The sequence below is a fragment of the Bifidobacterium saguini DSM 23967 genome (assembly GCF_000741715.1).
Taxonomy (GTDB): domain Bacteria; phylum Actinomycetota; class Actinomycetes; order Actinomycetales; family Bifidobacteriaceae; genus Bifidobacterium; species Bifidobacterium saguini.
In genome coordinates this window covers 128,357-149,632 of record NZ_JGZN01000016.1, presented here as the reverse complement: position 1 = coordinate 149,632, position 21,276 = coordinate 128,357, and the positions used below count along the sequence as shown (strand labels likewise).

The 21,276-nt window shown below is 60.1% G+C and carries 18 protein-coding genes; 8 read left to right on the top strand and 10 right to left on the bottom strand.

Translation table 11 applies throughout. From position 1 onward, the window contains the following. Window positions 1–8 precede the first annotated feature (8 nt). Window positions 9–4,226: a MobF family relaxase gene (mobF, locus tag BISA_RS10430; protein WP_051917536.1), complete on the top strand. Its 4,218-nt coding sequence runs from the start codon at window positions 9–11 to the stop codon at window positions 4,224–4,226. Then, on the top strand, window positions 4,169–4,489 hold the full coding sequence (locus BISA_RS10425; protein WP_033891831.1) for a hypothetical protein: 321 nt from the start codon (window positions 4,169–4,171) through the stop codon (window positions 4,487–4,489). The genes mobF and BISA_RS10425 overlap by 58 nt, the downstream gene beginning before the upstream one ends. A gap of 125 nt (window positions 4,490–4,614) precedes the next feature. Here the strand turns inward: BISA_RS10425 and BISA_RS10420 are convergent, their stop codons facing one another. The 7 genes from BISA_RS10420 to BISA_RS10390 are packed head-to-tail and all read right to left on the bottom strand — an operon-like array spanning window position 4,615 to window position 12,273. Then, window positions 4,615–4,983, bottom strand: a complete 369-nt coding sequence (locus BISA_RS10420; protein WP_051917535.1) for a hypothetical protein — start codon at window positions 4,981–4,983, stop codon at window positions 4,615–4,617. Beyond that, window positions 4,983–5,771: a hypothetical protein gene (locus BISA_RS10415; protein WP_033891830.1), complete on the bottom strand. Its 789-nt coding sequence runs from the start codon at window positions 5,769–5,771 to the stop codon at window positions 4,983–4,985. Before BISA_RS10415 ends, BISA_RS10420 begins: the two co-directional genes overlap by 1 nt. A 21-nt stretch (window positions 5,772–5,792) precedes the next feature. Next, entirely contained in the window at window positions 5,793–6,923 is a 1,131-nt protein-coding gene (locus BISA_RS10410) for a hypothetical protein (protein WP_033891829.1), read from the bottom strand. After that, window positions 6,920–8,290: a hypothetical protein gene (locus BISA_RS10405; RefSeq protein ID WP_051917534.1), complete on the bottom strand. Its 1,371-nt coding sequence runs from the start codon at window positions 8,288–8,290 to the stop codon at window positions 6,920–6,922. The genes BISA_RS10410 and BISA_RS10405 overlap by 4 nt, the downstream gene beginning before the upstream one ends. Then, complete coding sequence (locus BISA_RS10400; protein ID WP_081890114.1) at window positions 8,287–10,239, bottom strand: type IV secretory system conjugative DNA transfer family protein; 1,953 nt, start codon at window positions 10,237–10,239, stop codon at window positions 8,287–8,289. The genes BISA_RS10405 and BISA_RS10400 overlap by 4 nt, the downstream gene beginning before the upstream one ends. A 50-nt stretch (window positions 10,240–10,289) precedes the next feature. Then, a complete protein-coding gene (locus tag BISA_RS10395) occupies window positions 10,290–11,960 on the bottom strand; it encodes an ATP-binding protein (RefSeq protein ID WP_237746144.1) in 1,671 nt (556 codons plus the stop codon). A 58-nt stretch (window positions 11,961–12,018) separates the two neighbouring features. Further along, complete coding sequence (locus BISA_RS10390) at window positions 12,019–12,273, bottom strand: hypothetical protein (protein ID WP_033891828.1); 255 nt, start codon at window positions 12,271–12,273, stop codon at window positions 12,019–12,021. Between the two features lie 801 nt (window positions 12,274–13,074). Between BISA_RS10390 and BISA_RS12965 the strand changes: the two genes are divergently transcribed. Beyond that, complete coding sequence (locus BISA_RS12965; RefSeq protein ID WP_156099605.1) at window positions 13,075–13,893, top strand: hypothetical protein; 819 nt, start codon at window positions 13,075–13,077, stop codon at window positions 13,891–13,893. A 156-nt stretch (window positions 13,894–14,049) separates the two neighbouring features. On the opposite strand, the gene BISA_RS10370 is transcribed toward BISA_RS12965, so the two are convergent. Beyond that, window positions 14,050–14,910 carry a hypothetical protein gene (locus BISA_RS10370; RefSeq protein ID WP_033891824.1) on the bottom strand — a complete coding sequence of 287 codons (861 nt, stop codon included), beginning with the start codon at window positions 14,908–14,910 and terminating at the stop codon, window positions 14,050–14,052. 60 nt (window positions 14,911–14,970) lie between these two features. Then, window positions 14,971–15,933 carry a hypothetical protein gene (locus BISA_RS10365; RefSeq protein ID WP_033891822.1) on the bottom strand — a complete coding sequence of 321 codons (963 nt, stop codon included), beginning with the start codon at window positions 15,931–15,933 and terminating at the stop codon, window positions 14,971–14,973. Between the two features lie 184 nt (window positions 15,934–16,117). Here BISA_RS10365 and BISA_RS13385 point away from each other — a divergent pair, with 184 nt between their 5' ends. The 3 genes from BISA_RS13385 (at window position 16,118) to BISA_RS10350 (ending at window position 18,996) form a co-directional block, all read left to right on the top strand. Beyond that, a complete protein-coding gene (locus BISA_RS13385) occupies window positions 16,118–16,507 on the top strand; it encodes a hypothetical protein (RefSeq protein ID WP_237746143.1) in 390 nt (129 codons plus the stop codon). 94 nt (window positions 16,508–16,601) lie between these two features. Next, on the top strand, window positions 16,602–17,840 hold the full coding sequence (locus tag BISA_RS10355; RefSeq protein ID WP_051917533.1) for an adenine-specific methyltransferase EcoRI family protein: 1,239 nt from the start codon (window positions 16,602–16,604) through the stop codon (window positions 17,838–17,840). Then, window positions 17,830–18,996 (top strand): HNH endonuclease family protein, encoded by a 1,167-nt coding sequence (locus tag BISA_RS10350; RefSeq protein ID WP_051917532.1) that lies wholly within the window; start codon window positions 17,830–17,832, stop codon window positions 18,994–18,996. The genes BISA_RS10355 and BISA_RS10350 overlap by 11 nt, the downstream gene beginning before the upstream one ends. Before the next feature lie 158 nt (window positions 18,997–19,154). Here BISA_RS10350 and BISA_RS10345 read toward each other — a convergent pair whose 3' ends face one another. Then, a complete protein-coding gene (locus BISA_RS10345; protein WP_033891885.1) occupies window positions 19,155–19,706 on the bottom strand; it encodes a recombinase family protein in 552 nt (183 codons plus the stop codon). Window positions 19,707–19,991: 285 nt separating this feature from the next. Here BISA_RS10345 and BISA_RS10340 point away from each other — a divergent pair, with 285 nt between their 5' ends. Then, entirely contained in the window at window positions 19,992–21,008 is a 1,017-nt protein-coding gene (locus BISA_RS10340; protein ID WP_033891821.1) for an IS1595 family transposase, read from the top strand. Between the two features lie 54 nt (window positions 21,009–21,062). Further along, window positions 21,063–21,239 carry a type II toxin-antitoxin system RelB/DinJ family antitoxin gene (locus tag BISA_RS10335; RefSeq protein WP_033891820.1) on the top strand — a complete coding sequence of 59 codons (177 nt, stop codon included), beginning with the start codon at window positions 21,063–21,065 and terminating at the stop codon, window positions 21,237–21,239. The last annotated feature ends 37 nt before the right edge of the window (window positions 21,240–21,276 follow it).

Below are 21,276 nucleotides of genomic sequence, written 5' to 3'. Positions count from 1 at the left end.
GAACAATCATGACGATCAGCATGACCAAAATCAGCAGCGCAGAATACACACTCGCAACGGCACGCGACCCGCTGCAGGCGGATGGCATGATAGCCGACGAGGACATGCCCACCAAAACAACGGGAGCAAACCCCGCCGCATACTACACCGCGGAAGGCAACCCGCCAGGACGATGGATCGGATCCGCCAGCCGGCTCCTCGGAGGAGAGGAAGGACAGGAAGCAGGAGCCGACACCGTGCGCCTGCTCATCAACGAACGCCGCAACCCGGAAACCGGAGCATCGCTCATGCAATCCGACATGCAGGCAGGGGACAACGGACAGGAACCCAACGCCGGATACGACCTCACCCAAACCGTGCCAAAAAGCGTCGCCATACTCTGGGCGTTCGCCGACCCCTCCACCAGAACCACCATCGAGGAATGCCTCCACGAGGCAAGCAGAATGACCATCAACTACTTCGAACGCGAATACGCATCCACCCGCGCGGGACAGGGAGGCGTCGCATCCGTCAAATGCGACGGAGTCGCGGGCTTCGCGTTCGACCACTACGACTCCAGAGACGGCGACCCCCACCCGCATACGCACATGTTCATCAGCAACCGGGTCCGCCGCTCCTCCGACCAGCAATGGACCGCGCTCGACGGACGGAAGATATACGCCAGCACCGTGGAACTGGCCGAATACAACAGCAACCTCGTACGCGACCTGCTCACCCAACGCCTCGGCTGGGCCTGGCATGAGACGCCGAACACCAACGGCACCAAAAGCGTGGTCATGGAGGTCGAAGGAGTGCCAGATGAACTCATCGACCTGTTCAGCAGCCGTCATGGGGAAATAGCAAACGAAACCAGGCGTCGTGTGCAGGAAGAGGAACAACGCACCGGTCAACCGGTGGATTGGAGAAGAAGAGCGGAAATCGACAAGCAGGTCTGGTTCGAGACGCGGAAGGAAAAACCCGACGTCCAACCCAGCCTCGCCGACAAGCACGCACACTGGGAAAGGAAACTCGCCACCGAAGCCCCGGGACAGAGCATCCAGGCCATGTGGGATTCCGTCAACTCCCACCGCGCAATCATCAGCCACCTCGACAACACCACCGGCCAATCGGCGACCATCCGCCTCACCAACCAGCTCGCCGACCACCAGCAGCCATTCGAATCCTATGATCAGGAAAAACTCGCGGCACAGGCATACGAGACCATATCCGCGGCTAAAACCACGTGGAGCCGAAGCAACATCCGAGCCGAAGCGCAGCGCCTCCTCGCGGGAATCCGGCTCGACCCGGCCCAACGAGAACAGGCCGTCAACCGGATAGCCGACCTCGCCATGGAACACTGCGTCAAAATCACCCCGACCCGCTACCGGGTCGCGGAAACACTCCAAGACCCGGCCCTCGTCATCGAACAAGGCCATAGCGTGTTCGACGACCCCAACCTCGACCGCTACACCAGCCAGCAAACACTCGACATGGAACGGCACATGATGAACATGTTCGACCATGAGGATCCACTCGCATGGCGCAAGGACTCGAGCCGCAGCACCCTCGAAACAGTGCAGGACCAGGACAGGCCGCTCTCCGACGACCAGATGAAAGCCGCCATCCACCTGCTCGAGAACAACGGACGGATAACCGCGCTCATCGGTCCCGCCGGCACCGGAAAAACCACCACCATGCGCGCCGTCACCCGGGCATGGAAAACCACGGGAGGCGACGTGCTGGGACTCTGCCTGTCCGCAAGAGCCAGGGACGAACTCGCCGACAGCATCGAATCGAACGCGATCACCATCGCCCAACTCCGAGTGAACATGAGCCCGGAAAACACCATCCGAATCAACGACACACGACGGGAACTCGCATGCAGGCTCGCAGCGGCCCCCACGCCGGAAGCCAGGGACCGCATCCGCCGAAGCATCACCGCATTCGACGTGGCCACGCAATCCGGACGCATCCACGCAGGCCAGCTCGTCATCGTGGATGAAGCCGGCATGGTCAACACACGGGACCTCCACGAGATAGGCAGACTCTGCGAACAAGCCGGGGCGCGACTCATCCTCTCCGGAGACCCCAAACAGCTCGACGCGCCAGAAGGGCCGACGGGGCTGCTCGCATGGGCCGAACGCACAGGCCGCAACGCGACACTCACCAGCATCTGGAGATTCCGATCCGATCCGGAACTCTGGAAAGGAGACGCGGAAGGCCTGAAAAACCGGTGGCCCGAAGAAGGAGCGAACACCCTCCGGCTCAGGGAAGGAGGACAACGCGACAATCCGGCGTCCATAGCCGACTGCCGCAACCTCATCGACGCATACGAACAGCACGGCCGACTCCATTGGGGAGAAGACGACCAATGCGAGACCGACGCCTACCGCAACACCATCCGCTGGCAGAAACTCGGCAAGAGCACACTCCTGGTCGCCGGCACCAACGAACAGGTCAGGGACCTCAACCGTCGAACCATCCTCGAACGCCGCATCCAAGGACTCTCCGACGCCGACCCGAACCGGTGGGCTCGACTCTCCGACGGACTCGACATCGGCAAAGGCGACCGCATCGTCAACCGACGACCCAACAAGGACGTCACCAGTCCGGAAGGAAGAAAAATCGAGAACGGCATGACGTTCACCGTCGAACAGGTCGAAGCCCGCACACTCGTCTGCAGAGACGAGAACGGCATGACATGGAACATCCCACGAGCATGGGCCGAGGAGGCATGCGAAGCCGGATACGCGACCACCATCCACCGCACCCAAGGCATGACCGTCGACAAATGCGCGGTGGTCATCCCCAGCAACGCACGCACACCCCTCAACCTGCTCTACGTGGCCGCTACGCGAGGACGCGAGGAGAACCACCTCTTCTACGCCTGCAAAAACGAGGAGGACCGGCGACTCGACCATGAGCTCTACGGCACGGAAACCGACCCGCACCTCATCGCACGCGAACGAATGCTCAACACGCTCCTCACCCATCCCGACAACCGGACGGCAACCGAGACCTTGCATGACGAAAACGCGGACCGATACGGCATCAAACGACTCATCGACGAACACGCATTCGCAGGCGGCCTGATCGCGGGACCGCACCTCATCGCACAACTCCGCCGCAACCACAACAACGGGGAGATCCGCATGATCGAGACCTCCCCCAGCTACGAATGGCTGCGCGCCACATGGGCAAGAGCCTACATGACCGACCATCGTCGAGCATTGGCCATCATCAACCGGCCCATCAAACCCAAAGAACTCAAGGCCAACCATCCAAGCCTGGAACAGACGACCCCCTACGCGTTGCGCACGGCACGCAAACACATGCCCGAACCCGCGGCGGCGGACCAAGGGAAAACAGGCATCACCATCAAAACCGGCGACAAAGGCCAACGGGCAAGCATCGTGTCCGACCAGCTCGACCGGCTCGGAATACCCCACACCAGCGAACGGAACGATACAGGCGAAACCACGCGCATCATATTCGACAGGAAATACGCTCCGGCGGCCGACGCGCTCATCGCCACCCACATCAACAACAAGACCATAAGCGCTACGGCGATAACCGATTGGAAGGAATTCGACCAGAAGACCAGACTCGAATACGGCAAACCCATCGGAACGCCGAAAGCACCCAAAGGACACGTCGACTACGCCGCCGTGCTCGCAGGCCGTCTCAGCGCGGGCCTGCTCGACCGGACCAACGGCGTGGTCCGCGACGACTGGATCGCCGGCATCATCCCACCCATCAAGGCATCCAAACGCACGGCGACGCTCGACATCGTCAAACAGAACGAACACCTCATCGAACAGGCGGCGAAACGGCTCACCACGCAGGCCGAGAGGAACGATCAACCCTGGGCCGTCGAAGCAAGACGAATCCAACAGGAGCGCAACGATCCGAACCTGATGCGGGACATAGCCGTATACCGGGGCATGTGGAACATCCAGGACCAGGAGCATCCCATAGGGGAGCGGCCCGCAGGAGGCAGCGGCCGACAGGAACAGCACTGGTGCAACATACAGGCCCGGCTCACCGGCCAAGGAACCGGAATCGTCAACCCCGGCCGAGGAAACAAGACACGGAGAACACATACGGCGAACGGCATATCGCCGAAGCCACGCGTGAAGACAACGACAAGCGTCAAACCGGACACCGCACACATGCAAGGAGGAGAACCATGGAACAAACCGCAAGAACCATCACCGAGCAGCTCGTACGATGGGCCATCCATCTGACCGGCATCCTCGACTCATGGGACACGACGCTGCTCATCGCCCTCGCGATCATACTCGCCGTGACGGCCGGAGTCACCGGCCGGGCGATAGCCGGGGAAGGACTGGCACGTCAGATCCTCTGGATCACCGTCACCGTCATCCTCACACTCCTCACACTCACCGTGGCATGGACCATCGCATCCAGATACCTGCCCATACCCGAAATCACCGGACTCCTGCAACGCATGGCCGAACACAAGCCGCTGCTGGAACCGATCCGCTAAACACATCACCATGAAAAAGACGGTGGCTTCATCCGCACACCCATGCGAATGAAAGCCACCGTCACCAAACGAAACAGCCCGCCAACACGGTCAGCCACATATTCCAGGAAACGCCGTAGTCACCTTCACTGGTCGCTGCCGGCGCGAAGCATACGCGCCTCGCTGGTATCCTCAAGCGAGAGATTCGTCACCGTGAACGCGAGAACCGGCCGGCCGGCCGAAGGCATCCACAGGCGAGGCCGGCCGGTGAACCTCACGATCTGCCCGCCGCACGCACGGAGCATCAGGTTATGGATCCTCCCGTTCGCAGGCAGCAAGGCGATCGGTGTCTCACGCCCATCGCTGCCCGTGACGCACCGCAGCACACGAATCCTCGTGCCATCAGCCATGAGCGTGCTCCGAACACCGTTGGGCAGTATCCTCGCCACACACGGGCATTCCCCCAAAGCGAGCACCGCCGCGGTATCCTCCGTATCAGTGGAAAGCCCGGCCATCACTCATCTCCTTCCTGCCCGGAATCCGGCACCGTCGCCGACGGCCCGTCCTGGGGGAACACGTCGGCCAGACGGTCGGGATCCAACTTCGACGCGCAGGAGGATACGGCCTTCGTAAGATCCTGCTGCGCCTTCGTCAACGATTCGTAATCGGACGTAGTATCAGCCGCAGTCTTGGACGCGGCGTCAACAGCGGACTCCAAATCCGAGCATCCGGAAGGAACGGGGGAGCCGAGCCTCGAAAGAGCGGTGCGCGCGCCCGGCAGACCGGACTCGAGATCCGACCTCCGATACTCCGTCGCCTTCCCCAACGCGCTCCCATACCAGGATTCCGCCAATGGACGCACCGTGGAAGGCTTCTCCTGCCGGCCAACCGCTTCGAACACGCTGGACGCGTTGCCCAGATCGGCGTCCCCGTAACGAATCAGCAATTGCCCGAACGGGTCGATGCTCCCATCATCGGGAGAATTCAGAATCGAGCGAACCTGTCCGGCGATGGCCTCGGTATCACCGGAGAACATGGAATCCGATCCAGCGGCGGATCCCGTAGTGGTTTTCCCACCGGAGGAATCGGAACCACGGTCGCCGGAAACGGACCGAGTGGCCTTCTCCTCCGATTGGCCGGCGGCATCGGATACGAACGGGTGGAACGGGTTGAACACCATCATCAGCAGCACCGATACCACGGCCAGGCAGACCAGCAGACCCGCCTGCTGTCTCGGGGTCCTTGAACCCCACCAGGAACGCATGCGTTCGCGCAAACCGTTGCCATTACCTCGTTTCCTCATGATCATTCCTTTCCTAAGCCGTTACAAGGTCGGATCGTTGCCGGGGATACCGGTCCCGTCATCAGGAGCCGGCACGCTCCATCCTCCCGAGGAGCTTCCGGAGGAGCCGGAACCATTGGAACTGCCTGAACCGTTCGACGAACCGGAACCAGTGGAACCCGAACCGCGGGACGATGATCGGGATTGAGAACTCTGCGACTGGGATTGCGCATGCTGCTGGGCCTCCTGCTGCGCCTGCTGCCGTTCCCGTTCCGCCTGCTCCTGCGCATGCTGGGCCTGAACCCCTATCGCGGCCTCCAAAGCCTTACGGGCGTCATCAACCTTCCCGCGCATCCCGTCAAGGCTCGCGGAACCATCGGAAACCGTGAGCTTCGACGCCTTGTCCACAAGGGCGCGCAACGCGGCGATAGCATCCCTGGTGTCATCGTCCTCCACCGCGCCGTCGAGCAGGGACCGTGAGGCGGAAACCGATTCACCCAACGATGCAAACGACAGGGAAGCCTTCCTGGCGCGGATCGACGCCCTCACCTTCACGTTCAGACTCCTCGTGGACTCCACGGCCTTCTCCGCCTCCCCGGACAGTTCACGAGCCTGATCCATGCCCAACGACTGCGGATTATGGTCAAGCAGAACGCAGTTGGCCTTATGACGGGAGGAAAGATCATGCCATAAGGCGGAATCGGCGAGATCAGACGCCGCATGCCGTTTCAGGAGCCCGGCGGCGGTCGAATCCACCGTGGACAGGTCCGTCAGAGTACGCTCGGCATCGGAACGGGCCTGCCGGACGCCCGCCGCGCCAAGGAACGCGAGGATGAGCGCCACTGCCGTGATGACACCGAGCGCGCACACCACCCAAGGCCATGTGCGGCGTACCGTGGCATCGGTGGAATCGGACGTTTCCGGTTCGTCGGAAACCTCCGACAGTTCACCGTCCATCGCATCGGACCCGTTCGTCTCCAAAACAGGGAGGGTCATGGTCCGTTCAACGCAATCCCCGGACGGAGCAGCCGGATTTTCGTCATCGTCATGCGGAAGCTCCTGTGGAACGGATTCGTTGTCATCGTTCTCGGAGAGCAGGCGATGGACCCAGTCATCATCCTGAGACCAAGGGGTATTGAGCTGTTCGAACAAATCGGGTTTGCCTGCGGTCACGCTTCACCCCCGATGAAACCCCTGATCTCGGGTATGAGACGGGCAAGCCGTTCAAGGGAATCGAGACTGTCATCCTGGGAAAGCCGTTCAAGGTCACGCGCCATGGAAAGCTCCCGTTCCACCGGCGCCGGACGATAGGAATCCCCATCCCAATTCGGATCACCGGCATGACGCATGAGTTGGGACGCCTGCTCACGCAGCCTGCGGATGCCATCGGCCTGCGTATCCGCGATGGGCCGTGAGGCGTCGGCAAGACGACGGTCGCCGGCCGCGACCGCACGCTCCAACCGTTCCCTCGCCTTCAACTCGGCCTGACGATAGTCGTTCCACACGCGGCTGAGCCTGCCGAGACTATCGGCGGAATCGTTGGACAAACTCAACGCGCTGCTCTCACGCGCCTCACCATCCGGCATGGAGGCGATCTCATCACGCCGACGCAGATACCCCTCCAACGCATGCTCCGATTCGCCAAGCGCGGCACGAAGCCGATCGGGCACCGGCGAATCATCCTGCGCGGAATCCCGGGGAGGAACCCCATACGCGAGCATGGTGGACGATACGAAATCATGATCGGCATGGAACTGTCCGGTGAAAGGCGGCTCCTCATGCCAGCCATCCTTCCGGGCGAACCATTTCACATACTCGCGTTCCCGCTTCCTTCTACGCTGCGCTGCTTCCGAAGACGACATGTGATGGGCGTGATCCATTCGCTCCGCATGCTCAACGCCCAGATACTCCTTGACCCTCGAGAGCGACGACCGTATGTTCTGCATCAGCGAGGGAGCGTACAGGCCTCCGGTCGGCTCACCAGCCACGACGTCCGCATAGCATTTCAACGCGAACACCTCCTGGACGATCGCATCATGCTCGGGCCAGCAGGAAGGCAGGGTCTGCTCCCAATCCGGGAACTCACGGCACAGCCATTCCCCGTACCTGATCGTATGCATCATCATCAGATCGATCTCGATACGCGTCGGGGCGCCGGTCCAATCCAACGGCCGGGCCAAGGCCATCGACTCCCACGAGCGCTGCGGCATGGACGACCACAGGCCCGGCCCATACTCGGGCTCCCGCGGCGGCTCATCCGTCACATTCCTGACGATCGTGTCGAACGCCTTCACCATGCTCGCGGACGGATCCTTGCCATGATGGGCCCTGTAGGCGGCGGATAAAAGCCCGGTCAGATCGACGGCCGTGGCGGAAGCCGCATCCAACCCCTGCGACCAGTTCGCCGAAGGGGAAGGGACAGGAGCCGATGGCGAAGCCGGCAGTATCTCCCCGGTCTCCTCATCCACATGATCCTCCATGAACGGCCGCAGATAATCATCCACGCCAAGCCCGCCTTTTCCTCGTGTCATGTCCGTCATCGTTCCTCCTTGTCCTTCCACCATCCACGATCCATGAAATGCACGGCATGAACCAGCACCGGAGGCATGCGGACCGGCTGCACGATCATCCAACCATGCGGCAGCTGGCTCAGCTCGTAAGGCAGAACACTCTCCTCCGATTGCGTACGCTCCGAGAATCCACCCAACGGCCCCTGCCCGGGATTCCACGAGTATTCACGCCGCGTGGTCTCATGACGGCCGACCTGCATGCCCCACCATTCAAGGGAATCCCTATCCGTGACACCCCCGAGCATGATCCGGTTGCAGTTCGACCAGATCGTCGCCTCGGTCTCCCTGTCATAATCACGAATCATCTGATTGCGATCCTGCTCGACCATGACCAGCTGATAGCCGTTGCCGCCACCCTGCGTGACCGCGTTACGCAACCCGCCCCACGTCTCGATGTTGCTCAACTCATCCAACACGAACCTCGCGGGAGGCTCGATCTTACGAAGATTGCCACCCGACCCCTTCGCGGCCGAGGAAAGCGCGAGATCCTGGCATGCCTCCTGGAACGTGTCCAACAGGAGAGCGGCGAACAAACCGGCGTTGACGCCTCCACCGGCCTGCGATTTCGGCCGAGAAAGCACATACACCGTGTCCCCGTCCATGACCATCCGCTTCGGATCGATGAGACCGGGATCATGCGGCGGCAGGTTCATGCATCGACGGACCTTCGGGTCGGCGAGAATGGCGAACGCGTTGCGTACGCCGAACCACTCGCTCGACAACTGGCGCGCATCCATATGCTCCAAACCCTGAAGCGTGTCCGCCCACTGCAATATTGAGTCACCGGCCGGCGTATGCATGCGAATCAGGTCGGCAGCCTCACGCGCGTTCTGCGGGCTCAGGGACCATTCATAGCATTTCGACACCGGCAGGTTCGAAATCGCCGCCGCATACAGCAGAGCCTGAATATAGCCGCCCGCGCTCACACCCCACTCACGGTTGTTGGATCCCTGACCCAAACCACCCACGCCCACCAGGGTCTGGGCCCGACGCATCGCCGTGGTCGGATCGTCACACCCCATGAGAGGGGTCCAATGCATGTTGTGACGAGTCGCGGGATCGGAGCCTCCAAGCCCCTCCGGGTCGAACACGTGGACCCTCCCGCCGCCATACCTCGCACCAGTCGAAGCATCCTCCACACCATTCTCTCGGAGCGTCCTCGTGGCGGACACCACATCGCTTCGCGTGGACGTCACAAGACAGAACCCCGGAGCCTCCACCACTGCGGGAATCACGACGCACACCGTCTTGCCGCTTCGAGCCGGACCAAGCACATACACATGCATCTCATCCGACAGCCACACCGCGATCCGATGACTGTAGCCGACCGGCATCGCGGCCTGCCAGGCATGAGGCCATACCGGACTGCCGCCGCGACGGCCCGCCTCGATGCGCGCACGCTCAAGCATGCCCGGCAAAACAGCCGGAACCACCGTGCGCAGCACGGCGCGGGTCCCCAACCGTTCCGCCACCTGACGACGGGTCGCCATGCCAGGCCTAACGGACAATCGGTCCACCAATCGTTCCGACGAATCACGATACGCATCCCAGAACACCCACAACAGCATGGAAACGGAGAACACGGCCACCAGCAGCGGCATGGACAACAGGAACGCGATCGGAAAATCGCCGCCGACCAGCATATAGACGACCAACAAGCCGAACAGGCCGAACAGAACCAAGCCGACAACCGCATGCCTCACCAAACGGGAATTCTCACGGGACAACGCGCCCAACAACCCCGTATGCTCCGCAATCCACGAACCCGCAGCCGAATCCTCCCAGCCACGCCACCAAGCCATCACCCTACGGCGGGAATCCGAACGTATCTCCTCGCTCCCATACAAGGGAGCCGAACCCCCGGAATCCGGCCGCAACCGGTCATACCAGTCAGAACCACCATCAACGTGCACAGTCATCAGCGACGCTCCAAACACGAAAAAGACAAAACGAAAAGATGAAAAACCGGTTACGCTGCCGAACGCAGATCGCTCGTATCCAACAGGCGATCCAACGTGGGGCCCGCAAGGCCCCGAACCAGACGAGGATGCTCCCTGCCGATACGCCATATCGCCTGCCCCTGCGCAAGCTCCGGAATCAGCATCTCCTCATCCTCGCTCAGATCCGGTATAAGCTCCTTCAACAGATCGATGTTCGTCCCGCCCTGACGGAACAGTATCTTCGTCTGCGTCTGGTTCAGAATCTCCTCGGCCCGGCCCCTCAACTCGGACCCCTCACCCAGTACCTTCGTCATATCGTTCACCCCATGCACGATCAGCCAGGTGGCGCACCCCCAATGCCCCGCGGAACGCTGCCGCGTCTGGAGGGAATCGACCAGCTTCTCGTTCGAAAGCAGCCACCAAGCCTCCTCGCCGACCACGATGCGCCGCAGCCCATCCCGCCCCTGCAGAAGCCGGTCGATCCATGAACTCACCGCCGCCGTATACACGCGGCGCAGCTTCTCATCGTTCAACGCGGGGGAGGACGTGTCGAACACGATCATCGGACTGGATGGATCCAAACGGATAGTGGACTCCCTGTCGAACATGCCCGACAACGTTCCGCCGCGAACCATGGGAGCGAACACGCGCGCCGCCGCAGCCGCGGACAGCCGAGCCAAATCGGGATCATGCTCGAACCCGGTGATGGACGGGGACTCACGGTCGATCCACTCCAAATCCGTAAGCCGGTCAACGGCCGACTCCAACGTCATCGGCCCGACCCCGAACGACGTGACCACACGATCCACAACCGTCTGCATGGCCGTATCCAACGGAAAAGGTTTGCCCGGATCGCGCAAAGCCTCCGCCAGACTCATGAACGCGGCCTTGCGGCCGGACACCACCTCCTGACGCCACAACTCATCCATGCCCTCCAGCGGACGATCCGGCAACGCGAAAGGATTCAGATACCTGCCGCCACCAGGGGAAACCACCTGGCCGCCAACATGCTCCGCCACACGGCCCCATTCGCCGTTCCTGTCCGACTGCACAATCACACGCCGACCCCATTCAATCTCACGCAACGCGAGAACCTTCACCAGATAGCTTTTCCCATTGCCCCTCAAACCACAGATGAACAAATCAGGACTCGTGGTCATATGACGACCATTCACACCCCAAGCGTCATACGTGGCCCATGAATCAAAACGGAACAGCTCATGGGTGAGCACATCCACCCCGATGACGGGGCCATCTATGACCGGAGAACCCGACCCCGCCGTCAACGTGGTCAACACGCCAGCCCTTCCGGTACTCGTCTGATGCCAAGCAGTCACAGGACGAAGACTCATATCACGGGTCAGCAAATCCAACGGGGACACCGACGCCAACGGCAGCCGACCATCCACGTCGGTCGCCAACTCCCGCCGACGACGCTTGGACTCCGATGCCATGCGCCGCAGCAAACCCGGAACCACGGAACGCGCATCCTCCACCAGGCGACGATCCCTACGCGTGAACCGGTATGAAGGCAACGAACCCTCAACCAATCCAGGAGTCAAACGACGCTGGAACCACATCGCCTCACGCAGATTCAACGTCGACTTCGACGGCACGAAACCAAAAGCGAACACGCAACGCCTACCAGGCGAACCGAGCCTATGCTCCCCCGACAGGAGATCGCCATCGCGCTCCACCATGACCGGAAACCTCCCGGAAAACGTAAACCGACACGAAACAGAACCGTACGAAAGCCGGTCAGATGGAATAACCGACCGAACCCAGGTACGCGCCCAAAACAACAATCAAGGCCACACAGACCAATGCGAGCAGCAGATTCCCCCAAAAAGCCTTGACCCGCTGCCCATGACTGCGGGACAAAATCGACTCGCGGAAGCGACGGCCCAGATAACGACTCGATTCCCGAGCAGCCAGATACCACACGGCGCGATACAGGAACGTGGCGGCCACAGCGGTGAGAAGCACGACAACCAGCGGCGGAAGATACGACATGAAAACACTCCTTGACGCCCGACCCCATACGAACGAGAAGAAAGACATGAGGAGCGGGCGGAAACCATGCCTTCCGAGGAAAACACCGCACAACACGCCGATAACGGTCAGATGAGCGAAGGGCGGAACATCCATGAGCCGTAAAAATGTCCCGCCTGCAATCGAACATGTGTTCGATTGCAGTGATTTGTCAAAGGAGCGTGAATCGAGATGTTCAGAATGGTCGAGCACCTATGCGGACATACGGGAAAGGTCGACGTGGAAGGCCCTTTCCTCGCCGTCGAGGAGCAGATACGAAAGATCGAAACCTCGGAATGCCCGGTATGCCATGCCAGGAAACAGAACATCATCGAGGGATTCATACCCCTACATGGAACGAAGGAACAATGCGACCGAGCCGAACCAATCCGACGCCGAGCACTGGAAAGAGCCCGCACCCTCGGCCGATACTCAAGCGGCCGGGACAAAAACGCATTCAATGAACTTGAAAACACCATCCGATCGATCCGATTCGCGGAATGGTGGATAGCCCATCAAACGGATGCCCTCGAAAACCTGGCCAGACGAATACGCCTATGAAACCAATGACCACCATGCCCGCCCATCGCCGGGAAGCGCCTGACGCAGGCCACATCAACTCAGTATCCCAGTGGAATCGTTCCGATACGAGACTGGGATGGAACCCTACGAGCACGGAGAAGAGACAGGAACCATGGTCGCCCTGTCCGGGCGCTGCGCCCGGTCTCGTGCCTACTCCCGTAAGGGTTTTCGCGACACTCCGAACTTGATTCGCATGCGTTCGTGAGCGTTATGGTGGAAACCATGATTGATGGAGGAGAGAGGCATGTCGAGCGAGGGGAGATGGATCTCTGGTATCGGGATTGCCCCGTATGCGGCTGGGAACTGCCTGTCACCGGCCTGTACGGCCATGGGGTCCGTCGGCATGGTTTCGTCGCGAAGGATTGGGAACGGTACGATATGGGCCGTCTCGTCTGCCCCGCCTGCGGGAGAAGCGTGTCCGTCAGCAACATCGGCAACCATGTCGGCACACACGGCGGGCTGCACGAGTGCGAGGTGTGCGGACGGCCGGTGCCGGGCATGCTGTTGGATGAGCACATGCGGAGCGTGCATCCCACGCCTTGTATCGTCTCCTATCTGGGAGAACGATGCTGCTCCATGTGCCTGAGACCGTTGAGGCGCGAGTATGGGCGTGTCCCGTTCTGCGAGCTGCGCTGCCCCCAATGCGGCGCATGGTGGCCGCTCACCCGTATGCGGCTCGGCGCGGGGGCGATGGATGTGGAGGATGACGTGTGGCTGTTCGGGGATAGGCTGGACGCGTATGCGAGGTATTGCCTCCGGTTGGAGGATGCGACGGCGTTGGCCCGCGCGCTCCACCGTCTCGGCGGCAACCATGACTGGCCGAAGCAGGTGGAACGGATCGAACGCGCGGTTGCGGATGATGACATGGGGACGTTGGATCGTGCGTCCGACGAACTGGAACGGTTGCAGGGGATCATGTCCGACGAGCTGGCAGGGCTCATGCTGACGCCGGAGAAGCGCACCACGGCCGCGCGGCGGAGGATGGCGGCCGGGGAGACGGCCCGCATGCGTCTGCGCTGACCGACGCCACACAAACCCACACGGTCACAGACAGTCGCAGACGGTCATCACACAAACCCACACGGTCACACACGGTCACAGACAGTCGCAGACGGTCATCACACAAACCCACACGGTCACACACGGTCACAGACAGTCACACACAAACCCACACGGTCAATTGCGTGCGACCGTTTTCCGCATGGCCTCGAGGTGTTCTCGCGCTGTAATCAGTTCGGCGAGCAGTGCTTCCTGATCCCTGGCGAGCTCCCGCAGCCGTTCGATGTCCCTGATCTCGGATCGTTTCGACGCCAGTCGTCGCCGGAGTGATTCGATATCATCCATTGCGTCCTCCGTGGATTCCGTGGATTCCGTTGGGGCTGAGATGCGGGGCGATGCCTGTGCGATGGGTTTCATGTGTTCGGCCCGGACATGGTCCGCCAGTCGTGCGATCGGCTGATTCCCGCCGCACACGGGGCAGGGGAGCGTCGCCATATCGTAGCGTTGCCAGTCCTCCGGCCTGAGCCCATGGGTTCTCGCGCCGTGCAAGTGCAAGGAGGTGACCTTATACCGTGCGCCGCACACCGGGCAGGAACACTGCCACGAGGCGTCGTTCAGGTCCGTATGCACGTCGGCCTCGGCCAGCATGGCCGTCATAAGGCGATCCTCCTGAACGTGTGAGCTTATTCTGGCGACGGATACGTTCTGCCCGCAGAGGGGGCAGGGAATGGTCTCCATGCCATGCCCACGCCAGTCCGCCGACAGCCACCGGTGCTTGCTCTGTCCGTGAACGTACAGGGCGGTGATCTTCACCCGTTGCCCGCATTCGGGGCAGATGCGATGCCAGTCATCCTCCCCGTCCCCGGTGTCTCCGGCATCCGGGGCTTCCGCGGGCCTGGATCCGGCTTCGGTTTCCCCGGCTTCGACCGGATGCGTGGGGAGCTCCTGATGCCGTGGGTCGGTGCCGGCCGCCACGGATTCCTCATCGGCGCCGGTTGGGGCCGGCTCGGTTTTCTTCTCGTTTTCCTCGTCAATCATGGTTTCCACCATAACGCTCACGAACGCATGCGAATCAAGTTCGGAGTGTCGCGAAAGCCCTTACGGGAGTAGGGTTTGGACGGTGTCCACCCTGTCCGGTGAGGGTGATGGGACGTGGGCTGCGGAGGGTTGCGCCGCGTCCGTCCGGGGAGCGTCGTCGGGTCGCGTGGCGGGATCGTCGGCCCCGGTTTCGTGACTGAAACTGTTCACCAGCACGAGGAGTCTGGACATGATGTCGGGCGGGATGCTGCCGTGCACCTGCAGGCGTGCGTAGCCGCCGTGGAACCGGTTCACGAGCACGGTGTCGAACGGCATGAGCCCGTCTGTCTCTCCGGCAGGCTCCTCCGTCACGGGCTCGGGTTCGGGCTTGGATGCGGGTTTTGCGGGCTCATGGCGTTCGGTCGGCCGGTCGAGGAGCGCGAGGTTCGCGTCGAACACGTGGTCGTACTCCCTGGCAGCCCCCTCCCGCAGGATCACGCGCCGTTCCAGCAGATGCGCGAATATCCGCGCCGTGGCGTGCCCGTGCTCGTGCATCCGGTAGGCGAGACGGAACACAGGCTCGTGGATGAACGCTTCGAGCAGGGCATCGGGGGAGGGATCCTCCAGCAGCCGCCTCCCCAGCGTGGTGGCGTGGGTCGGTGAGCCGTTGGAAATGAGGCCGTACCGTTTCAGCGAGCGGATCTGCGCGGCGGTCGCCGTGAAGGTCCGGTCCTCCTGCACCTGGCGCAGGCATCGGATCGTCTCGTCCAGGGTGAGTTCCGGCGCGTATCGCCGTGGGGTCAATGCGGGGTGCGCGCCGTCGATGTGCAGGTTGTAGACGTGGACCGTCATCGCCGCCGCTCCGTATGGTTTCCCGCAGGCGGGACAGTCGATGGCGTGCAGGTCCGAGGCCCGCCAATCATCCGCATTCCAATGGTGGAGGCTCTTCAAATGCTGGTACAGGCTGGTGATCAGCAGTTCCTTGCCGCATTCGGGGCAGTGTTTGAACCAGTCGCTCATATCGATGTCGAATTCCGTTTCCATACGCTCCACCATAACCTCGCGGAACACGTTCAACGCAAGTCGCGTGTGTCGCGAAAACCCTTACGGGAGTAGGCCTCACCCGTCCTCCACCCGCCCCGTGGAGGCCGACGGCCGGGGTCGACGTCGCCGACATGCGGGCCGACGGTCGAACGTGGTAGACCGGTCTGGTGGAAAGGATGATGCGATGACGCATGGGGAGGATATGGACGATATGGTGTTGCGTCTCTGCCGGTTCACGCTCGACGGCGAGCCGGACGTGGGTGAATACGAGCGGTTGGCGGACGGGAGCGGCGTATGCCGGCTGTACGGTCTGGATGGCGTCGAGGAGACCGTGCGCGTGCACGACACGGACGGTCTGATGCCCGACGGGATCGGCGACCTCGAACTGCTGAACGTGCCGGTAACGGTCAACGAGACCACGGATCCGGATCTGAACGCATTGCGGGACGGTCTGGCGGGAGGCTGCGCCATGACCGACCTGATCCTCGAAGAATATAAGACCGGCATACTGGACGAAACCGAAGCCGCAGCACGATTATGGATGCATCTGTTTGAGAAAAGGGAAGAGGAGTGAAGAGAATATGGGAATGAATCAAAACCGTGATGTATACAGGCGCTACAGTGAAACAACAAATGATTATGCAGTATCGTCGAAAAGGTGGTGAGCGATGGCTGGGAACAGCGCCCTTAACGCAGCTATTGGCGCAAAGAAGGACGAGTTCTACACGCAGTCCGCTGACATAGAGAAGGAGATGCGCTACTATCGTAGGCATTTCAAAGGCAAGACGGTTCTATGTAACTGTGATGATCCTTTTGAAAGCAACTTCTTCAAGTATTTCGTGTTGAACTTCAACAAGCTGAAGCTGAAGAAGCTCATCGCCACGTGTTACGCAGGATCACCAATCGCCAACCGACAGCTATCCATTGGCGACATGGTCGACGGTGAATCAAAACATAACGATGCTGAGGAGAACAAGCCCTACAAGGCCGTAGTCACCACAGTTCATGACGCTACCGGTGATGGTGGCATTGACATGCTGGACGTGAAGAAGCTTTTCGAGAACGGAGAGAACAAGCTCACCGAGCTTCAGGGGGACGGTGATTTCCGGTCGAAGGAATGTGCGGCTTTGCTGGATGAGGCCGACATCGTGGTGACCAATCCGCCTTTCTCCTTATTCCGCGAATATGTAGCCCAGCTTATGGAGCATGATAAGAAGTTCATCATCATCGGAAACGTGAATGCCATCACCTATAAAGAGGTGTTTCCGCTCATTATGCAGAACAGGATGTGGCTTGGCGCGAGCATTCATTCCGGTGACAGAGCGTTCTATGTTCCGGATGACTATCCTTTGAATGCATCTGGGTGCGGGGTGGATGATGACGGACGTAGATTCATTCGGGTCAAGGGTGTCCGGTGGTACACGAACCTCGATTTGAAGCAACGTCACGAAGAGATGATTCTTGTGAAGCGCTATTCCGGCAGCGAGGAGAATTTCCCTTGCTATGACAACTACAATGCTATAGACGTGAGTATGACGAAGGATATTCCGGAGGATTACGCTGGAATGATGGGAGTTCCTATCACTTTCCTCGATAAGTACAACCCGGATCAATTTGAGATTCTTGGCATTACGAAGACGTGGTTCGGAGCCTCAAGTAAGCGGTACGGCAAGCAGATACAGGTCGATAGAAACGGTAAGCAGTCCCTTGTGTCCAAACTGAACGATGGACCATCCCTAATGGTTTCCGATGCGCCGGCAGGGAAGACCTATTACATCGTGGATGGCAAGTATTACGTTCAGTCGTATCAGCGCATACTTATTCGTAACAAGAATCCGCGCGGGTCATTCGATTGTTTTACAGATAAAACCAGCGGCAACGACGAGGGAGTCAGTAATGCAGATTGACCTTATCAAGGTTCCCGTCCGTGAAGTAGTGAACGATTACTTCAATGATGACGAGGAGGGTGTCCGCGGCTACCTAGACCGTCTAGACATTCGACCGCCATACCAGCGTGAGTTCGTTTACAAGGACAAGCAGCGTGACGAGGTGATCCGTACCGTTCTCAAGGGTCTGCCGCTGAACGTGATGTACTGGTGCAAGACCGGTGTGAACGATGACGGTGAGGAAACCTACGAGGTACTGGACGGTCAGCAGCGCACCATCAGCCTCTGCGAGTATGCGGACGGTAGTTTCAGCGTTGATGACCGCTTCTTCGACAATTTGCCCGAGGATCTGAAGGACAGGATACTTGACTACGAGCTGTTCGTATACGTGTGCGACGGTACGGACAGCGAGAAACTGGACTGGTTCAAAATCATCAACATCGCCGGAGAACAGCTCACCGACCAGGAACTCCGCAACGCGGTCTACTCGGGACCATGGGTATCCGACGCGAAACGGTATTTCAGCAAGACGCAAGGACCCGCATACCAGATCGCCGGAAACTACCTTAAAGGAGACGCAATACGTCAGGATTATCTCCAAACCGCCATCGACTGGGCCGCCAAGGCCGAAAACATCAGCATCGAGCAGTACATGGCCCGACACCAGTATGATGCTAACGCCGTCACGCTATGGAACTACTTCCGCTCCGTCATCGACTGGATCCCCGCAACCTTCGCTAAATACTACAAGGAGATGAAGGGCCTGCCATGGGGAATCTACTACAACGAGAACAAGGATCGAACCGACCTTGACCGTAAAAAACTGGCGAAGGTAACGGCCGATCTCATGGGAGACGAGGACGTCACCAACAAGCGTGGCATCTTCCCATTCCTTCTGACCGGTGACGTAAGGAACCTCTCCATCCGTCAATTCGACCGTACGACAAAACTCGCCGCCTATGAGAAACAAGAGCATCAATGCGCCATGTGTAGTCGGAAGTTCGATTTTGACAAGATGGACGGCGACCATATCGTACCTTGGTCAAAGGGAGGCAAGACTATCCCCATGAACTGTCAGATGCTTTGCAAGGAATGCAATCTCAAGAAGAGCGCGAAAACATCAATGGATGAAAACGATGCCGGATGGTTCCTTGACCGTTTTCTAGACCCACAGTGAGTGACGCCCCGCATACAGGTCATGATTTAACTCCCCGAAAAAACTCGCGCATCGCGGAATCGGTGGCATGTAAGAACAAAACTCGCATGCCATCGATTTTGTTTTTTCGGAGAACAAATCATAAGACCGGAACCACTGTTTCTGCGCAATATGTACGTCTATCGCAGCACCCGGTATATGGTCGCTCGGCCGACGCCCATCATGGCGGCTATCTGGTTGACCGTCACCGTCCTTGAATCGTAGAGTCTGCGGATCTCCGAGATCTGTTTCGCGTCGAGTTTCGTGGGGCGGCCGCCTTTGCGGCCGCGTGCCCTGGCGGCCTCCAAGCCGGCGTTGGTGCGTTCCCGGATGAGATCGCGTTCGAACTGGGCAAGGGCCGCGAAGATGTTGAACACAAGGATTCCGCCCGGCGTGGTGGTGTCGATTGCCTCGTTCAGGCTCACGAAGCCGACGTTCATCTTCTGGAACCGGTTCATGAGCTCCACGAGATTCTGCACGCTGCGTCCCAGCCGGTCGAGACGCCACACGACCACCACGTCGCCTTCTCTCAGCAGTTCCATCATCCTGTCAAGCTCGGGGCGATGGGCTTTCGCGCCGCTGGCGGTGTCGATGAACAGGCGGTCGCATCCTGCCTTTTCCAAAGCGTCCCGCTGCAGGTCGGCCGTCTGGCCGGCCGTGCTGACCCTCGCGTATCCGAATCGTTTTCCCATGGGCATAACCGTATCACAATCCGTCAAACGGCATGAGATATGAGACATTGATAACAAGACGGTTTTTGATACACGCTCCGTCGGCGTTTCGGAGACACTTGGAAGTCTCGGCCGGAAACGTCCGGAAACCTCCGTTAACGAGACAATTCCGAAAGAAAATGGGATTAATGATTCCTGATCGAGCATGAAAAAATGAAGGCTCTGTTAAACCAGCTTTGACGTGATTGCGGGACGCATGTCCAATACTGTAGTTACACTGAGATTACAATATTGGAGGTGAGAGCAATGAGGCTCACGGACGCGGTACGCAGACAGCTCAGGGGCATGAACCCGGTCGAACGTGAGAACGCGGTACGCGAACTGCGTGAAGTCCTCTACGAGGACGCCTACGAGACCATCACCGCCCATGACGACGATTTTGCCTGTCCCCGCTGCGGCTCCATCGCCGTCGTCAGGAAGGGCCATAATCCGAACGGGTCCCAGCGTTGGCAGTGCAAGGACTGCAAGCGCACGTTCTCGAACACTCGGGACACGCTGATTGGCCGGTCGAAGCTGCCGGTCGCCAAGTGGATGATGTATGTGGAGTGCTTCGTGGATTGTCTTCCCCTGCGAGAGTGCTCCGTACGCTGCAAGGTGTCGCTGCGCACCGCATGGCTCATGCGCCGCCGATTGCTGAAGTGCCTTGAGCGATACCTGCCGAAGTTCGCAGCCGGAGCGGGAACGTCCGTTCAGTTGGACGAGACGTATCTGCGGGAGAGCTTCAAGGGCAACCACACGAAAGGCAAGTTCCGTCTGCCGCGTCCCGCACGTCATCGTGGCGGCTCACTGCATAAGCGTGGCCTGTCGAAGGAGCAGATCTGCGTGATGACCGGCGTGGCCGATTCGGATACGGCGTTCGCCGTGTTGAGTGGACGCGGTGTTATATCCAAGCCGCGCGCCATCGAAGCACTTGGGGGCCGCGTCGGACGAGGAGCGCATGTCATGGCGGACGAGGCCGCAGCCTACCCCGGTGCAATGGAGACGCTGGGTGCCGTGTTCGAGCGGGTTGATGCGAAGTCGCATCGCATCAACCGGATCAACGCGCTTCACTCGAACCTCGACGGGTTCCTCGCCGGCTTCAAGGGCGTGTCCACGAAGCATCTGCAAAGCTATCTGACGTGGTTCCTGTGGCGGCGCTCGTTCCGCGACGACCGGAGCGATAGCATCGTCCGGCAGGTGGACGCGCAGCCTTGTCCGGGCGTGACGCGCGACTGGAATCACGTCATGCCGCCCTACATGGAGTATTGGGGCATGGCCGCATAGCATTTGCAAGTACACTGTACATATCAACGATGTCGAGCAGGAAGGAGGAAGGGCATGGCGAACACACCAACCACGACCATGCGCCTCGACCCCGAACTCAAGGACGAGGCCATGAAGGTCCTCGAACCGTTGGGGTTGAACATGACCGGAGCCGTCACCATATTCCTCAAAGCAGTGGTGCGCGAGAACGGACTGCCGTTTGAACTCAAGACCCAATCACAAACGGACTGATATCAAACTGCTTTTGCTGATTCACGCTCCCACGAGG